This window comes from Enterobacter sp. TMH.L2, from assembly GCF_050847315.1.
In the GTDB taxonomy this organism is placed as follows: Bacteria; Pseudomonadota; Gammaproteobacteria; order Enterobacterales; family Enterobacteriaceae; genus Cedecea.
In genome coordinates this window covers 2,250,338-2,277,337 of the sequence record NZ_CP193791.1, presented here as the reverse complement: position 1 = coordinate 2,277,337, position 27,000 = coordinate 2,250,338, and the positions used below count along the sequence as shown (strand labels likewise).

Below are 27,000 nucleotides of genomic sequence, written 5' to 3'. Positions count from 1 at the left end.
CGGGGAAATGGCAGTTTTGCGCCAGATAAAACAGGCAGCGTCCCGGCTGAGGGATAACTGCCTGTCGTTCAAAGAGATTGTCTTTGCAGGGATATATTCTTTAACCGTGCAAAAATGCTACTGCATCTGTTCCAGACTGGCCTTTTTCGTTTTGCGGTTATAAAGACACAGTTCTTTGCCAGGCACCGGCTGGCTGTTCTTAAATTTGTAGTTGCCTGAAATCACCACCGCCGAGTAACCGACCTCGTCGCTGAAATCAGTGCGCTTCCCTTCTATCTTTTTCTCCTGCAGGGCGCTGATGGCGAGACAGCTTTTTTGCACGTCTTTGTCCAACTGCTGCCAGGCCGCTTCCGAGGAAGCCAGGCTGCTAAAGGTCGTCAATAAAACCGGAATTGCGGCGAGAGCATATCGCTTCTTCATGGACACCTCGAAAACAAACGGATAACGGGCTTTCACTCCCCTCAGGCGGATAATCTAAAACATTATCCGCCCGGAATTATCTGTATTGTATAGCCAATGCCTGTATCACTTGCCCAGCTTCGACAGCATCTCAGGCCGCATAAACTTATGGATGACCAGCATAAACAGCAGCGACGGTACCAGCAAAATCAGCGCGGTAATCGACGATACCTGGTAATTCCCGGACATGCTGGCGTTGTAAAGCAGCAGCGGCAGCGTGGTGATATCCGGCGCGCCGACGAAAAAGGTGCCGGTAAACTCATCCAGCGATTCCAGGAACACGAAAATCCCGGCGGCCATGATCCCCGGTAAAGCTTGAGGCAGCACAATGTGCCAGAAGGTAAACAGCGGCCCTGCCCCTAAATTACGGGACGCCCGCGCCTGCAGCGGGTCAACAGCCGAAAACGCGGCTACGCAAATCCAGACTGAATACATCAGGCCATGTACGCTGTGCACCAGCACCACGCCAGCTACCGTGCCGTTCAGCCCCCACTGATAGAAAAGCCGCGCGATGTTCATATACACCGTCAGGTTTGGAAACGCCTGAGGGATCAAAAACAGCAGCATAAACACCACCCGGAACGGCATCGCGCGCCGGGAAAGCGCGTAGCCGGCGGGAACGGAAATCAGCAGGCAAACCAGCACCGATAGCACGGCAATAAACACGCTGGTCAGCAGCGAACCGGACACATCGCTGTACGGGCTAAACACCTGATACCAGTACTTTAATCCCCACTGGCTCGGCAAGGTATGCGGATAAAACCAGCTTTCCGCCACCGTCCAGATCAGCAGGTTCAGCAATGGGCCGAACATCGCAAACAGCATAAAGGCCAGCAGCAGTACCTGCAGCGGCAGGCCGAATCGTCCCTTCATCAGGCTCATGCTTCCCCTCCTTTCTGGCGCAGGCTGTAGCGCAGATAAAACCAGGACAGCGCCCCGCAAATCAGCAGGGAGATCACGCCCAGCGCGTTAGCCACCGCATAATCGCTGTAGGAGTTAACGCGGAATGCCATGTCGACGGTCAGCATCGTTGGCGTTCCGGTGCCAATCATCAGCGGCACGGACAGCACGGACATCATGGTCACCGTGGAAAGCACCAGCGCGACGCCAATAGCCGGTAACACCTGCGGTAAAATAATGTCGAACAGAATGCGAACTCGCGAAGCCCCCAGGTTTCTGGCAGCCAGCACCTGCGCAGGCTCCAGTGCCGCCATCGCCCCACAAATCAGCAAGGTGGCAAACGCCAGCTGCTTCCAGACAAAGGTAATGATGATCCCTTTCCAGCCGAGCCAGGAAATCGTGTCCAGCGGCTGTACCAGATCGCTGGCGACCAGCATGTTATTCATCAGGCCGTTTTTGGCGAGAAACGTGCGCATCATCTGCGCGGCAACGATGAACGGAATAAACAGCGGCAGGCGGTAAAGCATGCCCAGTAGCCGAACAACAGGGCGGCAGGCAGAAAGCGTGATCACCGCCGAGATCGTTATCGATAACGCGGCCAGCAGCGCAACCGACACCAGCACGATAAACACCGTGAACAGGATATCGTTGGAGTACAGCGCCAGGACTTTGGCAAAGTGCTGTAACGTCAGCGCCCCGGCGTCCGAAGTAAAGGCAGCCACCAGAGAAAATCCCAGCGGGTACAGAAACAGCACCACAATCATCAGCGCGGCGGGGCTCACCAGCAGCAGATAGTTTAACGAAACGCGCATAGCAAACCTTTGAACTTGAGCGTGGCGCCCGACCTGAACCGGGCGCCGGGAAAGGATTAGTTAGACACCTGGCTTTCGTACCCTTCTTTGATGTCGTCAAAGTAAGGCGCTATCGGGAAGCTTTTGCCGTAATCGGCGAGCGCTTTCGGGGAAATCTCGGCAAACAGTTTGCTCCAGGTTGCGTCATCCAGCTTCGGTTTAACGTACTTAGCGTCAATGCCCGGATACCAGTTGAACTGCTTCACGATCCCGTCGGCCTGCACTTCCGGGCTGGTTGCCAGCGCAATGAACTCGCGCGCCAGTTCAGGCTGTGCCGCTTTGGCCGGCGTGACGTAGTACATCGGCTGCCCCGGCATGCCCGGTGAAAGCAAAGCGAGCTTGATGGACGGCGGCAGCTTGCCCTGATCTTTCCAGGTGTAGAACATATCCACCCAGACCGGTCCCATGGCGATTTCCCCACGGGTCAGCATATCCAGCGTACCGGCGTTGCCCGGCGTAAAGGTCACGTTCTTATTAAACGCTTTCAGCTTCTCAAAAGCCTGCGACCAGTTTTTCTCTACGCTCTTATCGTAAGGCAAGGCGGATAAACGCTGGGCGTCGGTGCCGTAGGCGTAGATCCAGCCAACGACAAAACTGACGCCGGACATGCCGTTTTTAATGCCGTTGTAGCCGAACGCCTGCGGGTGTTTCGCCGCCCACTCAACCAGCTCGTCATAAGAGGTCGGTGGCGCTGTCATGGTTTCACTGTTCCAGGCGATAGCCGTCTGGCTCAGGAACATCGGCATCACATAGCCGTCCACGTTCACGCCCAGCGCATTTTTCGCGTTATCCGCGGAGACCATTTCGCCCGTTTTGATGTGCTGCCGGTATTTTTCCAGCAGCCCTTTTTCCACCAGTTCGCCGCCCGCTTTCTGGTGAACCACCGCCACGTCGATATCCCAGGTTTTGGCCCCGCTCTGCTGCTGAGCGCTCAGTTTTTCGATGATTTTATTCGAGCCTGCGTCCCCCGGTCCGGTGCCGACCACGCGCACTTTCACCCCCGGATGCGCGGCCTCAAACTTTGGCCCCAGCCAGGTTTTGACGTAATCCACCATATTCTGGTCACCGGCGGTGGCCACGTTTAAAACGGTTTCCGCCTGTACGCCATAACTTAAAAACAGCGCCGTGACGGCGGCAAGTCTGGTTTTAGTAAACATAATTACCCCTCAGAAAAATAGACTGGTTCAAGCTGTGTGGGACGAACTAAAAATATGCAGGGCTGACTCAGGCACATGCAGCCTGACTTTTGTATTCAACGGCAAATTATCAACGGAGTCGGCATGGAAAAGACGCTGCCGATAGCGAATGGCGTAACGATAGTTGTGGCCAATAAAAGCATTTTGCTCAACCACCCCTTCAAGCGTTAATCCACCCTCCGGGAAAGATTTATTTAATGATGAAAGCGCTGCATCCGAACTTCTGAAATAGATTTCCTGGTCACCGCTATTATTTATCGAGGCCAGGCCCAGGGTATTTATTTCTTCCGCCGTAATACGGTTATCGGCTCCCATAAAATCAGCCACAAAGGGCGTGGCGGGCTTTTGATAAATCTCTTCCGGGGTGCCGGTTTGCTCGATTTGGCCATTATTCAGCACCACAATGCGGTCGGCCATCACCAGCGCTTCCTGCTGGTCGTGGGTGACGATCACCGAAGTGAAACCCAGCTTTTTCTGCAGTTGCTTGATTTCGTGGCGCACGTTCAGCCGGACTTTGGCATCCAGATTCGACAGCGGCTCATCCAGCACCAGTACGTCTGGCTCAATGGCCAGCGCGCGCGCCAGGGCCACGCGCTGCCGCTGCCCGCCGGAAAGTTCGGTGATTTTAGCCCCGGCCAGACCGGTCAGATTCACCATCTGTAATAGCTCAAACACTCTGGCCTGAATCGCGTCCCGCCGCCACTTGCGTAGCTTCAGGCCATAACCAATATTTTGTTCCACCGTTAAATGCGGCCACAGCGCATAGCTTTGAAATACCATGGTGATATTTCGCTGCTCAGGCGGGCTTTGGGTAATATTATTCCCGGCCACAACAATGTGGCCCTGCTTAACAGGAATAAACCCACACAACGCGTTCAATAACGTTGTTTTCCCGCAGCCGGACGGGCCCAGCAATGCAATCATCTCACCTTTCTTCACGGCAAGATTAATTTCTTTTAGCACCACCTTTTCGCCGTAACTAATTTGCAGGTGCGCCATTTCCAGGTAGCTCATAACGGTATCCGACATGTTTGTTTACGTCTTTTTTGCTCTGAATGAACACGTGTTCATTTCGCTGTAAAAAAAATGAAACGCCGCTCAGAGATGATGTGAGCCTACTGTGGCGTGTCTTTGTGACACTTTAATTAACCGCGATAAATTTTTAGCGAGGGGCAATGAAAATCGACGTGCTTGGCTGCGGCAGCGCTTTCTCCCGCTGGCAAAATACTTCCGCGCTGCGGATTGTTGATGACGAAAACCGGCAATGGCTTATCGACTGCGGCCCCACCATTCCTCGTGCGCTGTGGCAGCGCGGCGGCGGCATCAACGACATCGACGTGCTGTTTTTCACCCACGTGCATCCCGACCACTGCACAGGGTTAACGGCGCTGCTCAATCACTGGAAGAGTTTTGCCCGCCAAAAGCCGCTGGTGATCTACAGCCAGCCGGCACAGCGCGAAGTGTTGATGCAGCTGGCCTCGCTCGCCAACTGGCCAGAACCTTCGCTCTGCTTCCCCATCGAATGGCGCGACAGCGAAGCTGATTTTCACTGGCATCACTGGCGGATTCGCACCGCCCCAACCCGCCATGAAATGGCCAATCTGGCGCTGCGCGTGGATATCCGGGAATATGCTTTGTTCTATAGCGGCGACGGGCGGCCCACCGAAGCTTCTATCGGGCTGATGGCCGGCGTGGACCTGGCGTTTCAGGAGTGCGCCTCGCTGTCTGAACTGGCGGAGGACGCTTCCCACGGCGACTTCCCCGGTTGCCTGAAGCTTTTTACTTCTCTGGGGCTGCCGTCGCTGGGGTTGTACCACTGTAACGATGCCATTTTGCCCGCGCTAAAGCTGGCCTGCCGCCCCCACGCCGGGCTGTTCGTCAGCCAGGACGGGCTGCAGTACGACTTCCATCAGCAGCGGTTTTACACTGAGGATTATTTGCCTTGAGTTCGTCGATGCATAAACAAAGCGTGACCGCCGAAGATGTGGCCCGCCGGGCGGGCGTTTCGCGCGCCGTGGTTTCCCGGGCGCTGAGCAACAACGGCAGTATTTCCCCTGCCACACGGGAACGCGTGCTGCAGGTAGCCGAAGAGCTTGGTTATCAGGTCAATTTTCTTGCCCAGGGCCTTAACCGCCGCCGCAGCCATCTGATTGGCGTCATCGTGTCGCGCATCAACGATCCGTTTCGCAGCAGCCTGCTTGACGGCCTTCTAGGCGAAATTCAGCGCAACGGCTTTCAGGCTCTGGTGACAGAGATCCGCTCTGAGCAGGAGCTGGCGGAAACGCTGCGCCACTTCACTCAGTTTCGCGTCTCCGGCGTCATCGTCACCTCCGGCAAGCCTCCCGAAGCGCTGGTGAACGAGTGCGTGCAGCAGCATATTCCGGTGGTTGGCATCAACCGCCAGCCCGACATTCCCGGCGTGGATTACGTCTGTTCGGATAACGCCGCCGGGGCAGTGCTGGCCGCCGAACAGCTGGTCAACAGCGGGTGCAAACATTTTGGCTGGCTCAACAATCACTCTTCTACCTGGGCCGGCAGAATGCGCGGCGAAGCGTTCCGCCAGGCGCTGATCGAACGTGGTGTAAACGTTGAGCAAAACCTTGCTTCGCTGCTTTGTGAAGAGGAAGGCTATGAAGGCGGCTGGCAGGCTGCAGAGGCTGCAACGCAGATCCCCGACGGTATTTTCTGCGCCAATGCTCAGCTGGCATGTGGCTTTCTCGACGGGATGCGCCAGCGCGGCAAATATGCGCCACAGGATTTTCAGCTGATCGGCTTCGACAACACGCCACAAACGGCGCAGTACAGCTACCGACTCACCACCCTCAACCAGGATGTGGCGGAAATCTCCCGGTTGGCGCTGGCTCACCTGCTGGAGCGCGCCCGAACGCCTGCACAGCCTTCACGCACCAGTTGGGTGAAGGTCAACCTGGTTCACCGACACACGTCAATCTCCCTTACTTAAGAGCAAAACATGACCGAACAACAGCTACAGGCGTTATGCACGTTAATCCGCGAAGCCGGCGCCCGCGCCCAGGCGCTGCGCGATGCAGGCTTAAGCGTGGAAAAAAAAGGTCGCCAGGATTTCGTCTCACAGGCGGACATTCTGGTTGAGCAAGAGATTAAAAGCTGGCTGCGGACGCATTGCCCGCAGGACGGCTTTCTGGGGGAAGAAAGCGGCCTGGAGGAAGGCGAACGCGGCGTCTGGGTGCTCGATCCGGTTGATGGCACCACTAACTTTATTCTTGGCATGGACTATTGGTGCGTCTCCCTCGCTTACGTCAGGCAGAACGTGATTGAGCTGGGAATTATCTATGCTCCCGACCGAGATGAGTTCTTTTTTGCCCGCCACGGCGCGGGCGCATTCCTGAACGGTAAACCGCTCAAGCTTCACGATCCGTCCCCGGATGGCGTGGTCATCGGCCTGGGCCGTTCCAGCCGCGCGCCGGTTCCACTTTATGCGCGCACTATAGAAGATGTGCTGAACGACGGCATGGAGTACCGGCGTTTTGGCGCAGGCGCGCTGATGCTGGCGCACGTTGCCGCGGGCCAGGTCCACGCCTACTACGAGGAGCATATGAACAGCTGGGACGCGCTGGCCGGGCTGCTACTGATCACCGAGGCGGGCGGCAGCAGCACTGCATTTCTCGCCAACGGCGGCCTGTTGCAAGGTAATCTGGTACTGGCCGGCTGCACCAGCGTGCAGGAAAGGTTAATGGCGCTGCTGGAAGGGGCCGTCGATTAATTAAGGATTTAATAGTCGCCACTTTAATTCCGGTGGCGACCTGATTGTTTTATTTCAAATGATACCGACAGTTATTATTTAATAATGTTTATTATACTCAATCTATAAACTCCATCAATAATTAACCATCCGATGAAAACCAAAATTGCGTCAAATCATTTTTTATTGACTTAAAAAAAACAAAAAAAATAGAAAGCGTGATAAACAGCATATACCCTATCCATTCCCAAAATATGGACATGAATCATTTGTGGCTTTATATGGAAAATTTGTTATCAGCGATGCCGATTACGCCCCTCTTAGTTTTCCCGGCGTGGGTACATTTTTCGCCTTTTCAGGTAATGGTGCGTATCTCAACCGGGATGCATGCGCAATGATACCGACAAAAGGACCAATACCCGCAGGTAAATACAGGATTGTTGACCGCCCAGAGGGGCTAAAATCGATGAACGTGAAAATCGTCGGTATCACTCCGGTAATGTACAACGTTAAAAACGTGGACATGGAGAAGCACAACCACAACGAATCTATCTTTAAAGCCTACGGCACAATAACGGTATGGTAATCACTAAAATCCTGGCAGCGATTGTTCTGTGTGCAATTTATTTTTTAGTGATCAGTATTTTATGGGCTGAAATTTTCACAATTCAACGTGGATATCAGTTTGCAAAGATGCTGGGAGTTTCGGGGGATGAGAGTGTTTACAATCTTATTGCTGATTTAAGCCTGGCAATATCAACCCTCGGATCGTGCATACTCACTTATTTATCGTTTAAGCTGCTAAATCATAAATAAAAAATAATGCTGGAGACTATCCGGCATTTACTTAGAAAAAAACAGATCAATTAAGCTATTACTATTTTGATTTTCAATACAGAAAACGAATCGCCGTTGTGACTCGAAATTATCAGCAGCCTTGCTTACTCCGCGGCTGGCAACGTCTCCATCGGTATGTAGCGTCAACCGGAGATAGTTCCAGTCCGCGGCGGATTGGGGAATAGTTTTGGAGGAATTTGGGGAATGGTTTTGGAGGAGTTTTGGGGAAGCGTTATTGAGGGCTAGAAACTGTTATCCATTTTTGCAGTCGCTCTGTTCATACAACCCAGACGTGGCGCGACCTACAATCGAGCCGAATAATTTGCTATGCGGAGTTCTGCATGTTCGGTTTAGACGCTTTTCACCTGGCGAGGATCCAGTTTGCTTTCACTGTCTCCTTCCACATTATTTTCCCGGCCATCACCATCGGGCTTGCCAGCTACCTCGCGGTACTTGAGGGGCTCTGGCTTAAGTCTAAAAACCCGGTTTACCGCTCGCTGTACCACTTCTGGTCGAAGATTTTTGCCGTTAACTTTGGCATGGGCGTGGTCTCCGGGCTGGTCATGGCCTACCAGTTCGGCACCAACTGGAGCGGGTTCTCGCAGTTTGCCGGCAGCATCACCGGCCCGCTGCTGACCTACGAAGTGCTGACCGCTTTCTTCCTTGAAGCCGGTTTTCTGGGCGTGATGCTGTTCGGCTGGAACCGCGTTGGCCCGGGTCTGCACTTCTTCGCCACCTGCATGGTGGCGCTCGGGACAATCATTTCCACTTTCTGGATCCTCGCCTCAAACAGCTGGATGCAAACCCCTCAGGGCTTTGAGATCCACAACGGACAAGTCGTCCCGGTGGACTGGCTGGCGGTGGTCTTTAACCCATCATTCCCTTATCGCCTGCTGCATATGTCCGTGGCGGCGTTCCTCAGCAGCGCCTTCTTTGTTGGGGCCTCCGCCGCCTGGCACCTGCTGCGCGGCAATAACGCGCCAGCCATTCGCACCATGTTTTCAATGGCCCTGTGGATGGCGGTGATTGTCGCCCCCCTTCAGGCAATGATCGGCGACATGCACGGCCTGAATACGCTCCAGCATCAGCCGGCTAAAATCGCCGCCATTGAGGGACACTGGGAAAACCGTCCCGGCGAGCCGACGCCGCTGCTGCTGTTCGGACTGCCGGATATGGACCAGGAGCGCACTCGCTTTGGCCTGGAAATCCCGGCGCTCGGCAGCCTGATCCTCACCCACAGTCTGGAAAAACAGGTGCCTGCCCTGAAAGAGTTCCCGAAAGAGGACCGCCCTAACTCGCCGATTGTCTTTTGGTCGTTCCGCGTGATGGCGGGCTTAGGCATGCTGATGATCCTGCTCGGCGTCGCCAGCCTGTGGCTTCGCTACCGCGACCGGCTGTTTGAGAGCCGCCCGTTCCTGCACTTTGCGCTGTGGATGGGGCCCTCGGGGCTGATTGCCATTCTCGCCGGGTGGATTACGACGGAGGTTGGCCGCCAGCCCTGGGTTGTTTATGGCCTGCTGCGCACCAAAGATGCCGTGTCTGCCCACGGTACGCTGCAAATGAGCCTCAGCCTGGCCGCTTTCTTTGTGGTGTACATGTCGGTGTTTGGCGTCGGCTACGGCTACATGATTCGGCTCATCAAAAAAGGCCCGCAGCCGTTCGACGACCATCCGGCACAAGGCACCCCATCCCGCCCGCTGTCCGCGGTCGCTGAATCACTTGAGGAGACGCGCTAATGGGCATCGATTTATCTGTTATTTGGTTTGTGATTATCGTCTTCTCCACCCTGATGTATATCGTGATGGACGGTTTCGATCTGGGGATTGGTATTCTGTTTCCGTTTATTCGCGATGCTGAAGACCGCGATGTGATGGTCAACAGCGTGGCACCGGTCTGGGATGGGAACGAAACCTGGCTGGTGCTGGGCGGGGCTGCCCTGTTTGGTGCCTTCCCGCTGGCGTATGCGGTTATCGTCGATGCCCTGACTATTCCGCTCACGCTGATGCTGGTGGGGCTGATTTTTCGCGGCGTCGCCTTCGAGTTCCGCTTTAAGGCCACGCCGGCGCATCGCCCCTTCTGGGACAAAGCGTTCCTGGGGGGATCGATTCTGGCGACTTTTTGCCAGGGTATCGCCGTCGGCGCCGTTATCTCAGGCTTTTCAGTCAGCGGGCGGCATTTTGCCGGTAGTCAGCTTGACTGGTTGACGCCATTCAACCTGTTCTGCGGCCTGGGTCTGGTCATAGCCTACGCTTTACTGGGTGCCACCTGGCTGGTGATGAAAAGCGAAGATCCGCTGCAAAGAAGAATGCGGAGCCTGACCCCAGCATTGCTGCTGGCGCTTTTGGCCGTGATAGCGGCGATCAGCCTCTGGACGCCGCTTCGCCACGCGAATATTGCCGAGCGCTGGTTCTCCCTGCCAAATCTGCTGTTCCTGCTGCCGGTCCCGCTGCTTGTCGTGCTCTTCAGCCTGTGGCTCTGGCGCAGCGTGCGGGCAACCGACAGCCTGCACGCCACACCGTTTGTGCTGACGCTGGGGCTGGTTTTTCTGGGCTTTAGCGGGCTGGGCATCAGCATCTGGCCAAACATCATTCCGCCGGACATCACGCTGTGGCAGGCCGCTGCGCCACCGCAAAGCCAGGGCTTTATGCTGGTTGGCGCGCTGTTTATTATTCCGATAATCCTGGTTTACACCTTCTGGAGCTATTACGTATTCCGCGGGAAGGTGCAGCCTGGCGAGGGCTACCACTGATGAAAGAGACCGCTAAACGTGTCATGTGGATGGTTATTCTATGGAGCGTCAGCGTATTTGCGCTGGCCGCAGTGGGGATGGGATTTCGCCTGCTGATGACCGCCGCAGGCTTTAAATCTTAATTCGCTGAGCCGTGCGTCGTGGGAAGGAATATGTTCAGTCCTTCCCGCTAACTCATTCTGAATCTATGGTGAAGAAATTGATTTTCTTTAAAACTGTGCTAATTCTTTAATGCGTTAATGAGGAAAAACAGTTAACCATTTCAATGAAACATTCAGAGGATGACAAAGATGAAATATATGCTACCCGCACTGGCTTTAACGCTGTTAGTTTCATCACCTGTTTTTGCGGCAAAACAAATTACTCATGAAGAATCATCTGGTTATACAAAAGTTGGCGATCTTTCCCTGGAACAAGACGGGACCCCGACCGTCGGACACAAGGATTTATCCAAAGAGGTAAATCAAAAGTGTGAAGCGTCCAACGTGAAGCCTGCCGACTGCTTTTATGTGATAATCGCTGCCACCGGCGACGAGTCTAATCATAAAAATATTAATATCGAAGTCTTTAAGAAATAAATAACCAGACGGCCCTAAAACAGGGCCGTCATTCATTTTTATTTCACTTCTGTTTTCACGCTGGCCTGCGGCACATTACGATATTGTAATATTCCAGCGGCAACCTCTAAATAACGCAGCGAAAAATACACTCTGTCCTGCCCCGCTGCGGGTTTGACAGACATTAAGCGCTTCTGCTCGGCAGTAGAAACAGGCTCGGCGCTAAAGTGAGCGGTATTTTTATCCTGACGGAAGAGTTCGATCACCTCACCGCTGCTTTGCGTTTGCCGGTACAGCGCTCGCGCAGCTGGCGTTAACACTCCCGTCCCGGCCCCGTCCTGCACCCAGATTTTCACCCCGCTGTGGCTCAGGGTGGTCACCCATTTTTGGTAGCCATCCGGCGACATATTGCCGGCAAAGAAGCTGCTGACGGCAACCGGTTTATCGGCCAGCAAGGCGAGAGACTCATGGGTTTTTGTCAGCCATGCCAGCGCGGCCTGCTGCATATCCGGGCTTCGCCAGCGGCGGTCGTCCAGCTCGCTGCTGATGTACCAGCCCGCAATGTTTTCAGCCCCGAGCACCTGCGTCCAGCGCGTGGCAACCGCCACGTCCCGGGCGCGCAGCAGGTTAAAGTAACTTTCCAGCGCAGTGAGCGGCTGATTTTGCCGTTCGAAGAATTTATCGTCCGCGGCCAGGCCCAGCACCAGCTTCAGCCCGCTGTTTTTTACCAGGCGAGCCTTGCCCTCCAGCCAGTTTTGCGGTTCCCCGCCGGCGAAGGCGTCCCCATAGCGGCTCCACTGAAAGAGCAGAGTATCAATGCCCTGTTGCTTCAGCTGCGCCAGCATCGTGGTCCATTGCTGGTCGGTCATCGACATATCACGCAGCTGGGGCTGATACATTACCGCGTTAATGGCAAAGGCAGTCGCCGGGCAAAACAGCGCGGCCGCCAGCGTTAATGCCGGAGTAAATTTCATTACCAACGCACTCCTATGGTAAGGAACAGACTGTTTTTGGAATCTATATCGCGGTTACGGCCGTCGAATACCCGCTGGTATTCCAGCCCCACGCTCGCCTTGTGGGGATAAGCATCATAATGTGTTTCGCCAAACCAGGTGTTATAGCGAACGCCTACGCCGCCGAGCCTGTTATCCGTACTGCGTGAATGCCGCGTCTGGTTGTTGTACTGCACATGCCAGTAAGGTTCGATCGTGTGCCGCTCCGAAACCTTGTGGTGCCAGCTTTGGCGGTAATCGGCCGTGTACAGCTGATAGTCGTATTTCACGAAATGCGCCGCGTCCAGATAGAGGTTCTGCGCAAACCAGCCTTTACCCAGCGGGTGCCAGTCATCGCTGTACTCCCCGCCGTTCAGGAACGAAGCGCTGGCTCGCAGCATCATATCCGTCCGGGCATCGTCCGCCTTATCGAGAGGAAGCTGCTGCTCCACCGCCAGATAAATAACCTGCTCACGCAATGGCTTCCAGCGAACGCCCATTCCCACCATCGGCTGATAGACAGGCGCGATATTGCTGTGCCCTGCGCTGCCGCCAAACAGTCGGGTATAAACCGAAAGCTGATCGCCATCCAGAATTTGATTCTGACCAATGCGGTATTCAGCTTCAGCCTGGCCATAACTACGGTTGCTTTTATCTCGTGAGACGCCGCCGCCTGCGCCCGCTTCATTTTTAGAGGCGGAAGTCAGGCCCAGCGAACTGTCAAAGGAGAACGTCCAGCGCCGCTGGCTATCTTCGTGCACGCGGCGGAAGGCGAAGCGCTCTTTTTGCTGCGCGTCGGTTAAGCCTTTGGACGGGGTCAGCGTGTTGTCGATATCATCCACAACGCGTTCGCTGTAGCGTTTGGTTTGAGGCTTGTCATCCAGCCGCTGGTTGATATAAACCATCTGTCGCAGGATTTCCGGCGAGTCAGGCATGGTTTGCAACGCTTGCTCCAGCTCGCTGCGCGCGCCGGGCATATCTCCCGCTTTAAACAGCGCAAAACCGCGCGTGGCGTGATCCTGCTCCGGCGGGGTCTCAAAGTTCAGCTCCGGCATGGCTCGCTGCCAGGCCACCTGTCGCCAGTAGTCAAGCGCGGCGCTGTCTTTCGCCAGCCAGGCGCTACGCGCTGCGGCTCGGATGTCTTCATCGCTAAGCGTTTTAACCGGCACGCTCCGCAGGCTACTTTGCGCCAGCGCGTAGTCTTCTACGGCAAACGCCAGATAAGCCACCTGCCGCGCGTAGTAAGGATTAGCATCGCGGGATTGAGCCTGCTGGGCGGCATACAGCGCCATTCCCGGCGAGGTTTGCTGGTAGCATTCCGCGAGGTGCGACCAGCTCTGAGCATCGTACTGCGGCGACATGTCGCCCAGGATGGTGATAACTTTATCGCACTGGTCTTTAAGCACGCGCGCCTGAGCCATACGAATTTCAGCGGCGGAAAGCGGTTTTGGCTTCACAACCGGCAGCGTTGCCTCTGGTAGCTTCAGCCCGCCCCACGTCACCATCAGATAGCGCCAGTTATGTTTCTCACTGTCCGTATCAAAGGCAGGCTTGTGGCTGGACAGGTAATTTTCCAGTTCGGGATGTTTCTTGCGCTCCGCCAGGGACTGCGCGTAGGCCAGCTGCATACCCGGCGTGTTCATGACGCCCTGCTGCTGGAGATCCAGAATACGGCGATCGCGCCCAAGATGAAGCAGGATGGCAAACCACTGCTGATACTGCTCTTCACTCAGCGTCGCCAGCCTGTCCTGCAGGGCAAAGCCGCGATCGGCTGTTTGCCACTCCTGCAGATAAATAGCGCGCTGAGTCAGGTTGTTAATCAACGTGTGCCCCGCAGGCGAGGTGCGAAACGCATCGTCGTTAAACTGCTGCAGCGCGATATCCAACGCCCCAAGCTTAACGGCAAAGTTACCCACTTCGGCGCGGCATACCACGGAAGGAGAAGCGTTGCATTCGTCGTTAAACGCCAGCAGTTGCTCACGCGTTGTCACATTTTTAGCTGGAAGGGGAATAGCGTCCCGCGCCCGACGGACCTGCGCGTTGTCGGGCGTTTTGCGTAGTTGCTCATTCAGCAGCGCAGCCGCTTTATCGTCATGGTGAAAATGGCGATACGCTTCGGCAAGCCAGAGCGTCAGTCGGACGCTATCCGGGGCCAGCTCGCGGGCGTGCTGAAAACTGCTGATGGCACGCTGCTCATCGTTGGCTTTCAGCGCCTTTTGCGCGCGCTCAATGTGTGGATACACCTTGAAGTAGCGGTAATCGCTTAACCCCAGATCCTCTTTCGAACCTTCGGTGGCCGCCAGGGAATACCCGGCGATCATCAGGCCGCATGTCAAAATAGCTAACGGTTTAAGGCTGAACTTCATGCTATTTCTCCTGCAAGGCTGGAGATTTGCAGGCTGCTCAACCCGGCTTTATGCATCAGCCCATTTAAAGAAGGCTGGAGTATTTTTTGCTGTTCCAGCGCACGATCGACCGCGTGTTGGTCGACAACTTGTTCCTGCACCAGGAAATCACCAAACTGCATTTCACTGCGCTCATAGCGCAGCAGTACCGCTTTCAGTACAGCCTCATCCAGGTGACTTTCCGTAATCAACACTTCGGCAAACAATATTTGCCCGGAGACATATTCCTGCCAGATAGCCTCTGCCTGATCCGAAGTTAACATTTCCGCATTGACCGCTCTGGAGAGCAGTTCCGACGGGTCGTTTTCAGACTGGAGATACCAGCGACGTAGCCCCACCACAACTTCACCTCGCGGCACGATAACGTAACTTACTGGACGCTGAACTTTGCGCCCCAGCGCAGCAAGAGAGACGGGATCAATGGCACTTTCGCTGGCAAAAATCAGCGTTCCCTGCTCCTCGCGTAGCGGAAGCACCGCGTAGTGCAGCGCCACATTTGCCGGCACCGATTTAACCAGCGCCTCATCTAAACGACGGCTGTCGATGATTTCCATCGGCACGCTTGCCTGTTCCGCCAGAGCATTCGCTAGCTGTTGGGCCGTAATCACCCCGCGATTAACGAGGCTCCCCCCAAGTTTGAGGCCAGGTACTCTGTTTTGCAGCGCTTCCATCAGTTGCTCTTCGCTAATAACGCCCTGGCTGACCAGAATTTCACCCAGCGGACGAAGAGCACGGTTGCGGGTATTGACTGTCGGGAAGTCATGGGTTGTTTTATCCCAGGCAACGCGCCTCGGATCACCATGCTGGATCACCTGACGAATTGCACGCCAGTTGGCCATAAAGTTGATTAAGTTGCCCCAGAACAGGCGTGGAATGGACATCAGTCCCTGCCCTAAGCCGTAGTAACCGGTGACGAAGATAATTCGCTGTAAAATTCGGTTGGCCATCAGGAAAAAGTTTATCCACAGCAGAGTGCTGAGCCATGCGCCACCGACAAAGATCGACAGGAACTGCCAGGCGCCTTCTACGCTGCGCTGATAAATTAACAGCGCCACCAGCTGCAGCATCACCAGCATGGCGGCAAAACTCAGAAAGTTAGCCACGGCGCCTTTCCGGTCGCGCCACAGGAAGTAGTTAAGTACCCAGTTATTGCTCCAGCGATGCGTCTTAAATCCCTGAAAAACGATACCAATAATCCAGCGGGACTTTTGGCGCACCGCAGTCGTATACGTATCCGGGAAATATTCGCGCACGCAGATTACTTTTGCGGTGCGTTTACGCTGGCCGAACGGCCTTGCGGAACGATCGGTGTCATCCACCACCGGGAAGCGACAGAATATCTCCTCCATCCCTTTTTGCCGCAGGCGGAAACCGATGTCATAGTCTTCGGTCAGACTTTGCACATCAAAGGCGATACCGTCACCATCGGCAAGCAGCGCCAGCACCGCGCGGCGGCTGAAGCAGGTGCCGACGCCAGCGCTTGGCACCTGGCCTGCCAGCGCCTCACGCACCGGGACATCCTTGCCGTGGAGCTCGGAGAACTCGTCGAGATAGCTCAGGCTGGTGAAATGGGTCCAGCGGCGCTCGAAGGGGTAAACCGGGATCTGAATCAGATCTTTACGGTCAACGAGGTAGTTGAACAGCCGCAGCTCCATCGGGGAGATAACATCCTCTGCATCGTGCAGAATAAACCCTGAAAAGGAGAACCGGGCGTTACGCTCAAACTGCAAAATCGCATCAAGGATATTATTCAGGCAGTCGGCTTTACTGGTTGGGCCTGGGCGGGCGCAAACCACTTTGTGCACGTTAGGGAAACGGGCACACACCTCATCGACGTCGCGCTGCGTGTCAGGATCGTTGGGGTAGGTACCGACAAAAATATGGTAATTCTCGTAGTCAAGCGTGCTTGCCGCTAGGCTCGCCATATTGCCTATAACGCCGGTTTCATTCCAGGCCGGCACCATGATAGCAAGCGGCTTTTCCTGCGGTTCATACAGCTGCTTATAGCCTAAATGATTATGACGACGATAAACGGTACAGGCGCGCCAAAAGCGGCGGAGCCAGAACACAATATCAATAAACAGATCGTCGATTCCGCTGATAAGCATCAGAATCGCCAACCCGATCGCTATGACCTTCAACCCATACAGATAAGTAGAAAAATAGTCTACTAACCAGTCCATGCCTCACCCCGAGGTTATTTATCGTTAACGACACTACACGACATCGCAGGCATACGGTCAGCCTCAAATGTTACCGGTATCATAGTTGATCAGAAAAATCTTACAAAGGATAATATTTTGCTATTTTCTTTCCTCAACATTAAAGGCACTGCTCATTAACCATATAACCAGCTCAAGATTCTTTAATTAACAAATTAAACAGTTCATAAACATTCATCAGGATGCGTTCGCCTTTTTACCTGGCCGTCTTTCGAAAAATACGGCACCAGGTCAGAATAGCGCTCCGCAACCGCCGTCTCTCACTGGATACACCGACATGACCTACAGCTGGCTTATTCTCGCAATCGTTGCCGAAGTGATTGCTACCACCGCGTTAAAACTTTCCGATGGTTTCAGCCGCCTGTGGCCAAGCGTCGTCACGATTATTTTTTATGCTGTCGCATTTTACGCGCTATCTATTACCATGCGCACTATTCCAACCGGGATCATTTATGCCATCTGGTCCGGCGCCGGCATCGTGCTCATTGGTATGATTGGCTGGCTTTTCCTCGGGCAAAAACTCGACTGGCCTGCCCTGGCAGGGATGGCGCTGATTATACTCGGTGTGCTGGTTATTAACCTCTTTTCTAAATCCGTTGCACATTAACGAGCGCCGTCCGGGCTGTCTTATCACGGCAGCCCGGGTCTGTTAATTTTGCTCGGCCACCATAATGGCCATCGTGTCCGGCTCCAGCGCCCGGAAAATATGCGGCTGATCTGCCGGGTAGCAAATATAGTCCCCGACACCCAGCTCTGCGGCAGACTCCGTCAGGCCGACCAGAGCCCGCCCCTGCGTCACAATCATATGCTCCACCGAACCCGGTGGATGCGGCTCTGAAAGCCTTGGCGTGCCGGGCTGCGCTTCGACCAGATAGATATCCCGACGCACGCCTGGCGGACAGGTTGCCAGCAAAATAGCGACATAATTAGCCTGTTCGGCGGCAATGCGGCTGCCCTCACCCCGGCGAATAATCTGCGTCCGGGCGCTTTGCGGCTCCAGCAGCGTGGCGAACGGAATATTTAACGCCACGCACAGCGCCCAGAGCGTCTCCAGGCTAGGATTACCGTTCCCGGCTTCCAGCTGTGAAAGCGTGGATTTCGCAATCCCGGCCCTGCGGGCGACTTCCGCCAGCGACAGCCCCGTCCGCCCACGTTCACGCACCAAACTTTTTGCGATGGTGTCTATTGGCTGGGTCATAAAACTCCCCCACTGTTCGTTAAAATGAACGATTCGTTCGCTTGATATGGTAACAGATTGCGGTCATTATAATGGCGATTTCGTTCGATATGGAAAACATAAGATGATGCGAGAACATCTCCGTACCCTGCCTGGAGACACCAAAAAAGCGATATTTCTGGTCTGCCTGGCCGTCGGCGTCGTGGGCGTCTCCTACGGCTCGCTGGCGATGGCCTACGGGTTCCCACTCTGGCTGCCGGTTCTGGCCTCTTTTGTTGTGCTGGCGGGGGCATCCGAATTTATGTTTATCGGTATTATTGCCAGCGGCGGGAATCCTTTTGCCGCCGCGATGGCCGGTCTGTTGGTCAACGCCAGACATATTCCGTTTGGCGTCGCCGTGCGGGAACTGGTGGGCACACGCCTGCTAAGCCTGTTGGGCTGCCATATCATGAACGACGAAAGCGTGGTGTTCGGGCTGTCCCAGGCCACGCCTGAAAAACGCAAAGCCGCCTACTGGCTCTGCGGGGCTGGCGTCGCGATCTTCTGGCCCGCAGGAACGCTGCTTGGCGCAGGCGTAGGCAGCCTGCTTCCCTCGCCTGAGGTTATCGGGCTGGATGCTGTATTCCCGGCTATCCTGCTGGCGCTGGTGATCCCGGCGTTTAAAAGCCGTACCACCCTGGTTCGCGCCTCGACCGGGGCCGCCATTTCACTTGCCGCCACGCCTTTCGCCCCCGTTGGCCTGCCGGTACTGCTTTCAATGCTGGGCCTGCTGGCGAGGAAAAAATAATGACCAATACATTCACCGTGCTTGCCGGCCTGGCAGTGCTTTCCGCAGGAACATGGCTGATGCGCTTCAGTGGCGCAAAGCTCGGCAGCAAGCTGGCGCTTTCCGAACGCTCGCAAAAGCTGCTTAACGACGGGGCAACGACCCTGCTGTTTTCGGTGGCGCTGGCAACCACCTTTTTTGAAGGCGCGCACTTCGCCGGATACGCCAGGTTTGCAGGCGTTGCCGTGGCCGTATTCCTTGCCTGGCGCAAAGTGCCATTGATTTTTGTCATTATCGCCGCGGCGCTGGTTACCGCGCTCCTGCGCCTCGCCGGTCTTCACTGATGGGCTGCCGCTTTTGCGCGGCCCTTCGCATATTCCGCCTTAACCGCAGCGCAACAAAACGCCTTCCTTGCCCGTTTTTACCTTGCTGACAAACCTTTAAATCACTTTTGATTCACCGAATAGTTTCGCGCGGGGATTATCGCTAGAGTAGCCAGGTTGCGTGCTAACGCTGCCCCTCATCCCGGCCTTATCCCCAAAAGGGAGAGGGTTAGGGTGAGGGGCGCAAACAACAATGGCTCAAGAAAAAAAACCACGAGGCGTGGCAAGATGGCAATAAAACAACCGCTCAACATTATCCTGTTATTAATTGTTACCGCACTCTTCTCCGGCCAGACCATGGCTGAACGTCACGGACATGAATACTTCGTGGTGAAAGATATGGACATTCAGCTTAGCCACCAGGCAGACAGCGACGAACTGCGCCAGGCGGCAGAAGATTCCGCTGATGATTTTCGCGAACACCATCATGCGGTCACCCACAGACGGCCAGCCACCTATTTACGTTAAGTCGATTTTCAACAATCGTTAGTAAATTTTCTTCGTTCTCATCCTTTATTGCCTGAGTTGTTATGGGTTTCAAGGCGCTGCGTGCGCCGCTAACAATCAGACAATAAAGGATAACACCATGCCATCATCGCCTCGCCAGAATACGATCGCTCGCGGTCTGGCATTAGCAGCAGCCTTTGCTGCTTTCAGCCCCAGCGCCGCCCCGGTAAAAGGCGGGGAATTGGTCTACCTGGAACAACAGGCTCACACTAACCTTTATCCTCCGGCCGGGGGCTTTTACCCGAACGGCGGCATCCTGAACCAAATTACCGACAAACTGACCTGGCAAAACCCCAAAACGCTGGAAGTGGAACCGTGGATCGCCGAATCCTGGACCAGCAATGCCGACAAAACCGAATACACCTTCAAGCTGCGCCCTGGCGTGACTTTCTCCGACGGCAGCCCTCTGGATGCCAATGCCGTGGCCAAAAACTTTGATACCTACGGCCTCGGCAACAAAGCCCTGCGCCTGCCGGTATCTGAGGTGATCAACAACTACGACCATAGCGAGGTTGTTGACCCGCTGACCGTCAAATTTTTCTTCAAAAAGCCGTCACCGGGATTTTTACAGGGCACGGCAACCATCGGCTCCGGCCTGGTTTCCCTGAAAACGCTGTCGCGCACCTTTGACGAACTGGGCGATGCCCGCAATATCATCGGTTCCGGCCCGTTCGTGGTGCAAAACGAAACCCTGGGCCGGGAAGTCGATCTGGTCGCGCGGAAAGACTACCAGTGGGGGCCGAAAAACAGCCCGCAGCAAGGGCCAGCTAACCTCGACGGCATTAAGATTCTGGTAACGCCGGAGGACAGCGTGCGCATCGGCGCGCTGCTGGCGGGCCAGGCGGACTTTATTCGCCAGGTGCAGGCCTATGACGAAAAACAGGCCACAGATCAGAAGTTCCCCCTTTACGCCGCCCCGACTCGAGGCGTGAACGACGGCATAGCGCTGCGCCCGGATAACCCGCTGGTCGCTGACGTCAAAGTTCGCCAGGCGCTGCTGCACGGCACCAACGCTCAGCAGGTTGTCGACACCCTGTTTTCCGCCAACTATCCGGTTGCTACGTCGGTGATCGCCAGCACCGCAGCGGGCTATGTTGACCTGCGCGACAAGCTGAAATATGACCCGGCGCTGGCAAACAAACTGCTTGATGAAGCCGGATGGAAAAAAGGCAGCAACGGCGTTCGCCAGAAAGACGGCAAGCCGCTGGCGCTGACCATTTACGAATCCCTGCCGCAGCCGCAGAACAAAGAAGTGCTACAGCTGGTTGCCCAGCAGTGGAAGCAAATCGGCGTGGGCCTGAGCGTGCGCGCCGGGGATGCCGGTAGCCGGGTGCTGGATACCAACGATCCGCATAAAACCGGGGTTAACGTCATCGAAGTAGGTCGCGCTGACCCGGACGTGATCAAAAGCCAGTTCCATCCGGCCAACCGCGATGCCCTGCTGCAAAAAGGCGGCCTCAGCGCCGCCTCCCAGTTTACCGACGACAAGCTGAACGCCCTGCTGGTGGGGATCTCTTCCGAAGTGGATCCGCAGAAGCGCCTGGCGCTGGCGGGCGATGCCCAGCGCTACCTTATCGACCAGGCCTACGTCATCCCGATCTTTGAAGAGCCACAGGTCTTTGCCGGTGCACCGTGGCTGAAAGGCGTGGCGTTTGAAGCGGTCGGACGCCCGTCGTTCTACGCCGCCTGGCTTGAAAAGCACTAAGGGGCAACCATGACACGTTATCTGGCCGGGCGCATAGCCCAGGCGTTACTGGTACTGTGGGCGGCCTATAGCGTGTCGTTCATTCTTCTGCAGCTCTTGCCGGGCGATGCCGTCCTGATCAAATTCCAGAACCCGGATCTCGGCCTGAGCGCCGAGCAAATTCAGGAGATGCGGGTGATCTATGGCGAAAGCACCCCGCTCTGGCAGCAATATTTGACGACGCTCGGCCATATGCTGCGCGGTGAGTTTGGCTACTCCATCGAGGCTGGAGTGTCCGTCAGCCAGCTGATTGCCGCCAACCTTCCTTCGACGCTGCGGCTAGCCGGGCTGGGTTTTGCCGCCGCGATTATTCTTGCCGTGGGCATTTCAGCGGCCTCTACGCTGGCCCCGCTTCGCTGGCTGAGAACGCTCTTTGCCAACCTTCCGGCGCTGTTCATTGCCGTCCCGACGTTTTGGCTCGGCATTGCGCTCATTCAGCTGTTTTCCTTCCAGTGGCGGCTGATTCCGGTGATCAATCCCGGTTTCTGGCAGGGGCTGATTTTGCCGGTCGCCACGCTTGCGGTGCCCATTAGCGCCCCGCTGGCCCAGCTGCTGATGCGAAATATCGACCAGGTGCTGACCCAGCCGTATGTCGCCGTTGCCAGGGCAAAAGGCGGCAGCCGCGCCGGGGTACTGTGGCGGCACGTGGCCCGCAACGCCCTGTTGCCGGTGCTGACCGTGGCCGGTTTGCTGCTGGGCGAGCTGATTGCCGGGGCGCTGATCACCGAAACCGTCTTTGGCCTTAACGGCCTGGGCCAGCTGACGCAGCGGGCGGTGAATAATCAGGATGTCGCCGTGCTGCAGGCGGTGGTGATGATCTCCGCCCTGAGCTTCGTGGTCATTAATCTGCTGGTGGATGTGCTTTATCCCCTGCTCGATCCGCGCCTTAAATCTATTCGGGGAGTCACCGCATGACGACCGTTGATATTAATACTCCGCTGCCGCGCCGTGCGGTAAGCCGCTTTTCGGGCCTGCGCGCTAACATTCAGCCCGGTCTTTGGCTAGCCTGGTTAACGCTGATTATTGTCACACTTTGGGCGCTGTTCCCGGCGCTATTCACCCAGTGGAGCCCAACCGAAGGCGTCCCGGGCGCGCAGCGTCTTGCACCTCAGGCCGGACACTGGCTGGGCACCGATCAGCTTGGCCGCGATCTCTACGCGCGAATCGTCTGGGGCGCATCGCATTCGCTCTCCGGCGCGCTGGTCGCGGTAGCGCTTGGGCTGGTGGTCGGTACTGCACTTGGCGTCCTGGCCGGGGCAACCGGCGGCAAAACGGAACACGCGCTCATGCGAGGCGTGGATGTGCTGCTGGCGATCCCCGGTCTGCTGCTGTCGCTCAGTGTGATTATTCTGCTTGGTTTCGGCACCGTAAACGCCGCTATTGCCGTGGGCGTGACGTCTATTGCGAACTTTACCCGCCTCGCCCGCGCGGAAGTGATTCGTATTCGCCACAGCGATTACGTCGAGGCTGCGGTCGGCAGCGGCGGCACCTTCCTGCAGGTGCTGTGGCGCCATATTTTGCCGAATGCTTTGACCTCCGTGTTCGCCTTTGCCGCGCTGCAGTTCGGCTCCGCTATTCTGGCGCTGTCTACGCTGAGTTTTCTGGGTTATGGCACGCCACCGCCGACGCCGGAATGGGGCCTGTTGATTGCCGAAGGTAGGAACTATCTGGCAACGGCCTGGTGGCTTTCCACCTTCCCCGGCGTGGTTGTCGTGGCCGTCGTGCTTGCCGTCAATCGTCTTAGCCACCCTTTTGCCCGGAGATCGTCATGAATACACCGCTGCTAAAAATCACCGACCTCAGCATCGCCTGGCGCCAGCGCGGCGGTAACAAACGCGTGGTGCATAACGCCTCCTTTAGCCTGAACGCTGGCGAGGTGCTGGCGATTGTGGGCGAATCCGGCTCAGGGAAAACCACCCTCGCCCAGTCGATTATTGGGCTGCTGGGCGACAACGGCGTAATTGAATCCGGTGAAATTCAGCTCAACGGGGAAGCTATCAGCCGCTGGTCTGAACGCCAGCTCGATGCCCTGCGCGGAGCCAGCATCAGCCTGATCCCGCAGGATCCGGGCAGTTCCCTGAATCCGGTAAAAACCATCGGCGAACAGGTGGCAGAGGTACTGAAACTTCACACGCGGTTGCCTAAAGCCGAGCGGGAAAGCCAGGTTGTGGCCCTGCTAGAAAAAGTGGGCTTGAGTCACTCGGCGCAGCGCGCGGGGCAATATCCGCACCAGCTTTCCGGCGGGATGAAGCAGCGGGTGCTGATCGCCATGGCTATCGCCCTGAAACCCGCGCTGATTATCGCTGATGAGCCGACCAGCGCGCTGGACGTTACGGTGCAGAAACGCATTCTTGATTTGTTGGATACTCTGCGGCGCGAGTCCGGTACGGCGGTGCTATTCGTCACCCACGACCTGGCGCTGGCCGCCCAGCGTTCCGACCGTATTCTGGTGTTCCGCGACGGGCGAATCCAGGAGGCGGGCCCCACGAATGACGTCGTTCGACAGCCTAAAAACCCCTATACGCGCCAGCTGTTTGCCGATGCGCCAGGGCTGTCGCGCACGCTGCGAGCCTGGCCTTTACGCGCCCCGCAAACGGCGGCCATCGAAATCCGTAACCTAAGCCAGCACTTCTCCCTGGGGAAAGGCAGTGACCAGACGCTCCGGGCTCTGGACAACGTGTCATTTACCGTAGCCAAAGGCACCACCCACGCGCTGGTTGGCGAGTCAGGCTCAGGTAAATCCACGCTGGCGCGCATTCTGCTTGGCTTCCAGAAGCCGGACAGCGGGCAAGTGCTGATCGACGACATCGACACCACCGATCTCAGCCCGGAAGCGCGCCGTCAGCTCCGGCAGAAAATTCAGCTGGTGTACCAGAACCCCTTTGCCTCACTCGACCCGAGCCAGACGCTCTTTCGTATCATCGAGGAGCCGCTGCTTAACTTCGGCAAGCTGTCGAAGGCCGAGCGGCGCGCCAAAGTAGAGGCGATTACCGAACGCGTGGCGCTCCCGCTGGAGGCGTTGACCCGCAAACCTCGTGAGCTTTCCGGCGGGCAGCGGCAGCGCGTGGCTATAGCCCGCGCGCTGATTCTTGAGCCACAAATTCTGGTGCTGGATGAGGCCACCTCTGCGCTGGATGTCACGGTACAGGCACAAATTCTGCGCCTGCTCGACGACCTGCAGCAGCAGCTCGGCCTGACTTACCTGTTTATCTCCCACGACCTCGCCACCGTGCGCCAGCTGGCCCACAGCGTTTCGGTGCTGCGCGCCGGAGAACTGGTGGATAACGGCCCGATTGCCGACGTATTTAACGCCCCGGCCAGCGATTACACCTGGCAGTTGCTGAACGCTATTCCCGATATTGGCTTTGGCCATAAGGACGTTGCATGACCATTAAACGACTGGGCTTTTTTACCCGCCTGCTTGACCATGCCCCGGCAGCCGAACGCTACCGGCTGGCAACGGAACAAATTATTCACGCCGAATGGCACGGTTTTGATGCCGCCTGGGTGGCGCAGCACCACTTCCACGAAGCCGAAGGCGGCCTTCCCGCCCCGCTGGTGTTTCTCAGCCACGTGGCGGCCCATACCCGGCGCATCCGCCTTGGCACAGGGATTATTACCCTGCCGATGGAATCCGCGCTGCGCGTGGCCGAAGACGCGGTTGTCCTGGATCTGCTGAGCGGCGGGCGCTTTGAACTTGGCGTCGGCTCCGGCGGCACACCGGGCTCCTTTCCGGCATTTGGGTTACAAAGCGCGGAAAGGGGCAAAATTTACGCCGACAACCTCTCATTGCTGCGCTCAGCCCTGAACGACGAGCCGCTGGTGGGCACGGATAACCATCTTTACCCGGCCTCCCCGCAGCTAAAAAACCGCATCTGGCAGGCGACTTTTTCCGTTGACGGCGGCGCGCGGGCAGGAAAAGCGGGCGACGGGCTGATGCTTTCCCGCACTCAGCCTCGCCCGGCTGACGCGCTGGATACCCCGCTGGATGAGATACAAAACCCGATCATCGATGCCTATCTGGACGCCTTGCCCGAGGGCGTTGAGCCTCGCATCCTTGGCTCCAGAACCGGGTTTGTCACCGACGACGGCGAGCTGGCAAGGCAGCTAGCGGCCAAAGGGCTGCGCCAGCAGGCAGAGCAGCACCGGGCGCAGGGGCATCCGGTATTGGGCGAGACGCTGGATAGCCATATTGCCTCGTTTGACGTTCATCTGGGGACGCCGCAGCAGGTCATTGCCTCGCTGACACGCGACAGCACGCTCCAGCGCGTGACCGACCTTTCGTTCCAGGTGCACTCCATCGATCCGCCGCATGCCTACATTTTGCGGTCTATTGAACTGCTAGCGCAGCAGGTTGCCCCGGCGCTCGGCTGGGTTCGCAGCAGCGCCCGCCCAACCTCTACCTCGTCATTGTCTAAGGAGTCATTATGAGTCATTCGGATTTGCTCAATCATCTGGCGGGCGTTATTCCCGGCACCGCGCTTGCGGAAGCGCGGGAAATCCGCGACGCTGCCACAGCCCACGCGCAGGGCAGCTATGAGGCGCTTTTCGGTGAGGCCAGTTCAAGTGGCCTGAGCCTGCCAGAAAGGCTGCATCTCGCGAGGCGAGTGGCGGACTGGCACGACGATGCCCGGCTCACGGACCATTACGCCCAGCGTCTGGCTGGCCAACCCGCCAGCGAACGCTTTAGCGCCTGGCTCGATCATGCCGAAAGACTGAGTTTCCAGCCGGTGCAGGCAGGCCCGCAGGACGTCCAGACGCTGATTCAGGCGGGCTTTAGCGAAGAAGAAGTGGTGACACTGTCACAAATTATTGGCTTTGTGGCCTTCCAGAGCCGACTGCTGCGCGGCCTGCGCCTGATTGGCGGCCAACAGGCAAACGGCGAACAGGTTCGCATTCCTGCCGCCGGCGAGTGGCACCGCCAGCCGTTAACCGCCAGCGGCAAATCCGCTCCGGTGACGTTTACCCAGGCCGAGCTTAACTGGGAACCCTGGATAGCCGCCCTGCCTTACGCGGAATTCGCCCCGGAAGAGCAGGAAACCCTGAAACGTTTTGGGCACCAGGACTCGGATTATTTCCGCCTGCTGGGCCGCAATCTGCCGGTACTGGAACAGCGCACGCTCACCGATAAAGGCATTTTCTATACGCCGGGCGGTTTGCCCCGCGCCGAGCGCGAACTTGCCGCCACGGTTGCCAGCAAGATCAACGGCTGCATTTACTGCGCCTCCGTGCACGCCCGCAAGGCCAGCCAGCTGTCAAAACATAACGAAGCGATTGAACGTCTACTGACCATCGAACCTGGCGGGACGCTGAGCGACGGGCAATCCCCTCGCTGGCAGGCGGAAATTAACTTTTCGGCGGCATTATCCGCCACTCCGGCAAGCGCCAATGCGCAACAGATACATGCCCTGAGGGAACTGGGATTAAGCGAGCTTGAGTTGTTGGATTTGGTGCAGTCCACGGCCTTTTTCGCATGGGCCAACCGTCTGATGCTGACCCTGGGCGAGCCGTTTAACTGATTGCAGGCAGGCAAA

At 56.7% G+C, this 27,000-nt stretch carries 26 protein-coding genes and 1 pseudogene; 18 read left to right on the top strand and 9 right to left on the bottom strand.

What is annotated here, in order from left to right; all coding sequences use genetic code 11:
• Positions 1-117: 117 nt before the first annotated feature.
• From ACREYP_RS10930 to ACREYP_RS10910, 5 genes are all read right to left on the bottom strand, one after another.
• Positions 118-420 (bottom strand): hypothetical protein, encoded by a 303-nt coding sequence (locus ACREYP_RS10930; protein WP_052045593.1) that lies wholly within the window; start codon positions 418-420, stop codon positions 118-120.
• Between the two features lie 105 nt (positions 421-525).
• A complete protein-coding gene (locus ACREYP_RS10925; protein WP_498881354.1) occupies positions 526-1,341 on the bottom strand; it encodes an ABC transporter permease in 816 nt (271 codons plus the stop codon).
• Positions 1,338-2,171 carry an ABC transporter permease gene (locus ACREYP_RS10920; protein WP_498881353.1) on the bottom strand — a complete coding sequence of 278 codons (834 nt, stop codon included), beginning with the start codon at positions 2,169-2,171 and terminating at the stop codon, positions 1,338-1,340. Before ACREYP_RS10920 ends, ACREYP_RS10925 begins: the two co-directional genes overlap by 4 nt.
• Positions 2,172-2,227: 56 nt before the next feature.
• On the bottom strand, positions 2,228-3,367 hold the full coding sequence (locus tag ACREYP_RS10915) for an ABC transporter substrate-binding protein (RefSeq protein ID WP_498881352.1): 1,140 nt from the start codon (positions 3,365-3,367) through the stop codon (positions 2,228-2,230).
• A 27-nt stretch (positions 3,368-3,394) separates the two neighbouring features.
• The gene (locus ACREYP_RS10910; RefSeq protein WP_498881400.1) at positions 3,395-4,420 is read right to left on the bottom strand and encodes an ABC transporter ATP-binding protein; all 1,026 of its coding nucleotides are present in this window, start codon (positions 4,418-4,420) and stop codon (positions 3,395-3,397) included.
• Positions 4,421-4,581: 161 nt separating this feature from the next.
• Between ACREYP_RS10910 and ACREYP_RS10905 the strand changes: the two genes are divergently transcribed.
• From ACREYP_RS10905 to ACREYP_RS10870, 8 genes and pseudogenes are all read left to right on the top strand, one after another.
• Positions 4,582-5,352 (top strand): MBL fold metallo-hydrolase, encoded by a 771-nt coding sequence (locus ACREYP_RS10905; RefSeq protein ID WP_336707212.1) that lies wholly within the window; start codon positions 4,582-4,584, stop codon positions 5,350-5,352.
• An 8-nt stretch (positions 5,353-5,360) separates the two neighbouring features.
• Complete coding sequence (locus tag ACREYP_RS10900) at positions 5,361-6,368, top strand: LacI family DNA-binding transcriptional regulator (RefSeq protein ID WP_498881351.1); 1,008 nt, start codon at positions 5,361-5,363, stop codon at positions 6,366-6,368.
• A 9-nt stretch (positions 6,369-6,377) separates the two neighbouring features.
• A complete protein-coding gene (locus tag ACREYP_RS10895) occupies positions 6,378-7,148 on the top strand; it encodes an inositol monophosphatase family protein (RefSeq protein WP_498881350.1) in 771 nt (256 codons plus the stop codon).
• Positions 7,149-7,398: 250 nt separating this feature from the next.
• Positions 7,399-7,584: pseudogene (locus ACREYP_RS10890) on the top strand (tlde1 domain-containing protein); the annotation flags it as partial.
• 721 nt (positions 7,585-8,305) lie between these two features.
• The gene (locus tag ACREYP_RS10885; RefSeq protein WP_336707221.1) at positions 8,306-9,700 is read left to right on the top strand and encodes a cytochrome ubiquinol oxidase subunit I; all 1,395 of its coding nucleotides are present in this window, start codon (positions 8,306-8,308) and stop codon (positions 9,698-9,700) included.
• Positions 9,700-10,713, top strand: a complete 1,014-nt coding sequence (gene cydB / locus ACREYP_RS10880) for a cytochrome d ubiquinol oxidase subunit II (RefSeq protein ID WP_008461443.1) — start codon at positions 9,700-9,702, stop codon at positions 10,711-10,713. The genes ACREYP_RS10885 and cydB overlap by 1 nt, the downstream gene beginning before the upstream one ends.
• Positions 10,713-10,835 carry a DUF2474 domain-containing protein gene (locus ACREYP_RS10875; protein WP_008461441.1) on the top strand — a complete coding sequence of 41 codons (123 nt, stop codon included), beginning with the start codon at positions 10,713-10,715 and terminating at the stop codon, positions 10,833-10,835. The genes cydB and ACREYP_RS10875 overlap by 1 nt, the downstream gene beginning before the upstream one ends.
• Positions 10,836-11,003: 168 nt before the next feature.
• Complete coding sequence (locus ACREYP_RS10870) at positions 11,004-11,291, top strand: YdgH/BhsA/McbA family protein (RefSeq protein ID WP_008461440.1); 288 nt, start codon at positions 11,004-11,006, stop codon at positions 11,289-11,291.
• Between the two features lie 38 nt (positions 11,292-11,329).
• Here ACREYP_RS10870 and ACREYP_RS10865 read toward each other — a convergent pair whose 3' ends face one another.
• The 3 genes from ACREYP_RS10865 to nfrB are packed head-to-tail and all read right to left on the bottom strand — an operon-like array spanning position 11,330 to position 16,850.
• Positions 11,330-12,244, bottom strand: coding sequence for an alpha-amylase family protein (locus tag ACREYP_RS10865; protein ID WP_498881349.1), 915 nt, complete (start codon positions 12,242-12,244; stop codon positions 11,330-11,332).
• Entirely contained in the window at positions 12,244-14,628 is a 2,385-nt protein-coding gene (locus tag ACREYP_RS10860) for an NfrA family protein (RefSeq protein ID WP_498881348.1), read from the bottom strand. Before ACREYP_RS10860 ends, ACREYP_RS10865 begins: the two co-directional genes overlap by 1 nt.
• Positions 14,625-16,850, bottom strand: coding sequence for a cyclic di-3',5'-guanylate-activated glycosyltransferase NfrB (gene nfrB / locus ACREYP_RS10855; protein ID WP_008461435.1), 2,226 nt, complete (start codon positions 16,848-16,850; stop codon positions 14,625-14,627). The genes ACREYP_RS10860 and nfrB overlap by 4 nt, the downstream gene beginning before the upstream one ends.
• Positions 16,851-17,166: 316 nt before the next feature.
• Between nfrB and ACREYP_RS10850 the strand changes: the two genes are divergently transcribed.
• A complete protein-coding gene (locus tag ACREYP_RS10850; RefSeq protein ID WP_498881347.1) occupies positions 17,167-17,496 on the top strand; it encodes a DMT family transporter in 330 nt (109 codons plus the stop codon).
• A gap of 42 nt (positions 17,497-17,538) precedes the next feature.
• Here the strand turns inward: ACREYP_RS10850 and ACREYP_RS10845 are convergent, their stop codons facing one another.
• A complete protein-coding gene (locus tag ACREYP_RS10845; protein WP_008461431.1) occupies positions 17,539-18,087 on the bottom strand; it encodes a helix-turn-helix domain-containing protein in 549 nt (182 codons plus the stop codon).
• Between the two features lie 106 nt (positions 18,088-18,193).
• Between ACREYP_RS10845 and ACREYP_RS10840 the strand changes: the two genes are divergently transcribed.
• The 9 genes from ACREYP_RS10840 (at position 18,194) to ACREYP_RS10800 (ending at position 26,985) form a co-directional block, all read left to right on the top strand.
• Complete coding sequence (locus tag ACREYP_RS10840) at positions 18,194-18,853, top strand: AzlC family ABC transporter permease (RefSeq protein WP_008461430.1); 660 nt, start codon at positions 18,194-18,196, stop codon at positions 18,851-18,853.
• On the top strand, positions 18,853-19,176 hold the full coding sequence (locus tag ACREYP_RS10835) for an AzlD domain-containing protein (RefSeq protein WP_008461429.1): 324 nt from the start codon (positions 18,853-18,855) through the stop codon (positions 19,174-19,176). The genes ACREYP_RS10840 and ACREYP_RS10835 overlap by 1 nt, the downstream gene beginning before the upstream one ends.
• Positions 19,177-19,443: 267 nt before the next feature.
• Positions 19,444-19,683: a DUF2554 family protein gene (locus tag ACREYP_RS10830; RefSeq protein ID WP_039302993.1), complete on the top strand. Its 240-nt coding sequence runs from the start codon at positions 19,444-19,446 to the stop codon at positions 19,681-19,683.
• 118 nt (positions 19,684-19,801) lie between these two features.
• On the top strand, positions 19,802-21,427 hold the full coding sequence (locus ACREYP_RS10825; RefSeq protein WP_008461426.1) for a TIGR04028 family ABC transporter substrate-binding protein: 1,626 nt from the start codon (positions 19,802-19,804) through the stop codon (positions 21,425-21,427).
• Positions 21,428-21,436: 9 nt separating this feature from the next.
• Positions 21,437-22,381 (top strand): ABC transporter permease, encoded by a 945-nt coding sequence (locus ACREYP_RS10820; protein ID WP_008461425.1) that lies wholly within the window; start codon positions 21,437-21,439, stop codon positions 22,379-22,381.
• A complete protein-coding gene (locus ACREYP_RS10815; protein ID WP_498881346.1) occupies positions 22,378-23,238 on the top strand; it encodes an ABC transporter permease in 861 nt (286 codons plus the stop codon). Before ACREYP_RS10820 ends, ACREYP_RS10815 begins: the two co-directional genes overlap by 4 nt.
• On the top strand, positions 23,235-24,854 hold the full coding sequence (locus ACREYP_RS10810) for an ABC transporter ATP-binding protein (RefSeq protein WP_498881345.1): 1,620 nt from the start codon (positions 23,235-23,237) through the stop codon (positions 24,852-24,854). Before ACREYP_RS10815 ends, ACREYP_RS10810 begins: the two co-directional genes overlap by 4 nt.
• On the top strand, positions 24,851-25,897 hold the full coding sequence (locus ACREYP_RS10805; protein WP_498881344.1) for an LLM class flavin-dependent oxidoreductase: 1,047 nt from the start codon (positions 24,851-24,853) through the stop codon (positions 25,895-25,897). Before ACREYP_RS10810 ends, ACREYP_RS10805 begins: the two co-directional genes overlap by 4 nt.
• Positions 25,894-26,985 (top strand): alkylhydroperoxidase domain protein, encoded by a 1,092-nt coding sequence (locus ACREYP_RS10800; protein ID WP_008461420.1) that lies wholly within the window; start codon positions 25,894-25,896, stop codon positions 26,983-26,985. Before ACREYP_RS10805 ends, ACREYP_RS10800 begins: the two co-directional genes overlap by 4 nt.
• Positions 26,986-27,000: the final 15 nt, after the last annotated feature.

Coding starts and splice junctions, on each gene's coding strand:
- ACREYP_RS10930 (WP_052045593.1), bottom strand. CDS start 420: ATGAAGAAGCGATATGCTCTCGCCGCAATTCCGGTTTTATTGACGACC.
- ACREYP_RS10925 (WP_498881354.1), bottom strand. CDS start 1,341: ATGAGCCTGATGAAGGGACGATTCGGCCTGCCGCTGCAGGTACTGCTG.
- ACREYP_RS10920 (WP_498881353.1), bottom strand. CDS start 2,171: ATGCGCGTTTCGTTAAACTATCTGCTGCTGGTGAGCCCCGCCGCGCTG.
- ACREYP_RS10915 (WP_498881352.1), bottom strand. CDS start 3,367: ATGTTTACTAAAACCAGACTTGCCGCCGTCACGGCGCTGTTTTTAAGT.
- ACREYP_RS10910 (WP_498881400.1), bottom strand. CDS start 4,420: ATGAGCTACCTGGAAATGGCGCACCTGCAAATTAGTTACGGCGAAAAG.
- ACREYP_RS10905 (WP_336707212.1), top strand. CDS start 4,582: ATGAAAATCGACGTGCTTGGCTGCGGCAGCGCTTTCTCCCGCTGGCAA.
- ACREYP_RS10900 (WP_498881351.1), top strand. CDS start 5,361: ATGCATAAACAAAGCGTGACCGCCGAAGATGTGGCCCGCCGGGCGGGC.
- ACREYP_RS10895 (WP_498881350.1), top strand. CDS start 6,378: ATGACCGAACAACAGCTACAGGCGTTATGCACGTTAATCCGCGAAGCC.
- ACREYP_RS10885 (WP_336707221.1), top strand. CDS start 8,306: ATGTTCGGTTTAGACGCTTTTCACCTGGCGAGGATCCAGTTTGCTTTC.
- cydB (WP_008461443.1), top strand. CDS start 9,700: ATGGGCATCGATTTATCTGTTATTTGGTTTGTGATTATCGTCTTCTCC.
- ACREYP_RS10875 (WP_008461441.1), top strand. CDS start 10,713: ATGAAAGAGACCGCTAAACGTGTCATGTGGATGGTTATTCTATGGAGC.
- ACREYP_RS10870 (WP_008461440.1), top strand. CDS start 11,004: ATGAAATATATGCTACCCGCACTGGCTTTAACGCTGTTAGTTTCATCA.
- ACREYP_RS10865 (WP_498881349.1), bottom strand. CDS start 12,244: ATGAAATTTACTCCGGCATTAACGCTGGCGGCCGCGCTGTTTTGCCCG.
- ACREYP_RS10860 (WP_498881348.1), bottom strand. CDS start 14,628: ATGAAGTTCAGCCTTAAACCGTTAGCTATTTTGACATGCGGCCTGATG.
- nfrB (WP_008461435.1), bottom strand. CDS start 16,850: ATGGACTGGTTAGTAGACTATTTTTCTACTTATCTGTATGGGTTGAAG.
- ACREYP_RS10850 (WP_498881347.1), top strand. CDS start 17,167: ATGACCTACAGCTGGCTTATTCTCGCAATCGTTGCCGAAGTGATTGCT.
- ACREYP_RS10845 (WP_008461431.1), bottom strand. CDS start 18,087: ATGACCCAGCCAATAGACACCATCGCAAAAAGTTTGGTGCGTGAACGT.
- ACREYP_RS10840 (WP_008461430.1), top strand. CDS start 18,194: ATGCGAGAACATCTCCGTACCCTGCCTGGAGACACCAAAAAAGCGATA.
- ACREYP_RS10835 (WP_008461429.1), top strand. CDS start 18,853: ATGACCAATACATTCACCGTGCTTGCCGGCCTGGCAGTGCTTTCCGCA.
- ACREYP_RS10830 (WP_039302993.1), top strand. CDS start 19,444: ATGGCAATAAAACAACCGCTCAACATTATCCTGTTATTAATTGTTACC.
- ACREYP_RS10825 (WP_008461426.1), top strand. CDS start 19,802: ATGCCATCATCGCCTCGCCAGAATACGATCGCTCGCGGTCTGGCATTA.
- ACREYP_RS10820 (WP_008461425.1), top strand. CDS start 21,437: ATGACACGTTATCTGGCCGGGCGCATAGCCCAGGCGTTACTGGTACTG.
- ACREYP_RS10815 (WP_498881346.1), top strand. CDS start 22,378: ATGACGACCGTTGATATTAATACTCCGCTGCCGCGCCGTGCGGTAAGC.
- ACREYP_RS10810 (WP_498881345.1), top strand. CDS start 23,235: ATGAATACACCGCTGCTAAAAATCACCGACCTCAGCATCGCCTGGCGC.
- ACREYP_RS10805 (WP_498881344.1), top strand. CDS start 24,851: ATGACCATTAAACGACTGGGCTTTTTTACCCGCCTGCTTGACCATGCC.
- ACREYP_RS10800 (WP_008461420.1), top strand. CDS start 25,894: ATGAGTCATTCGGATTTGCTCAATCATCTGGCGGGCGTTATTCCCGGC.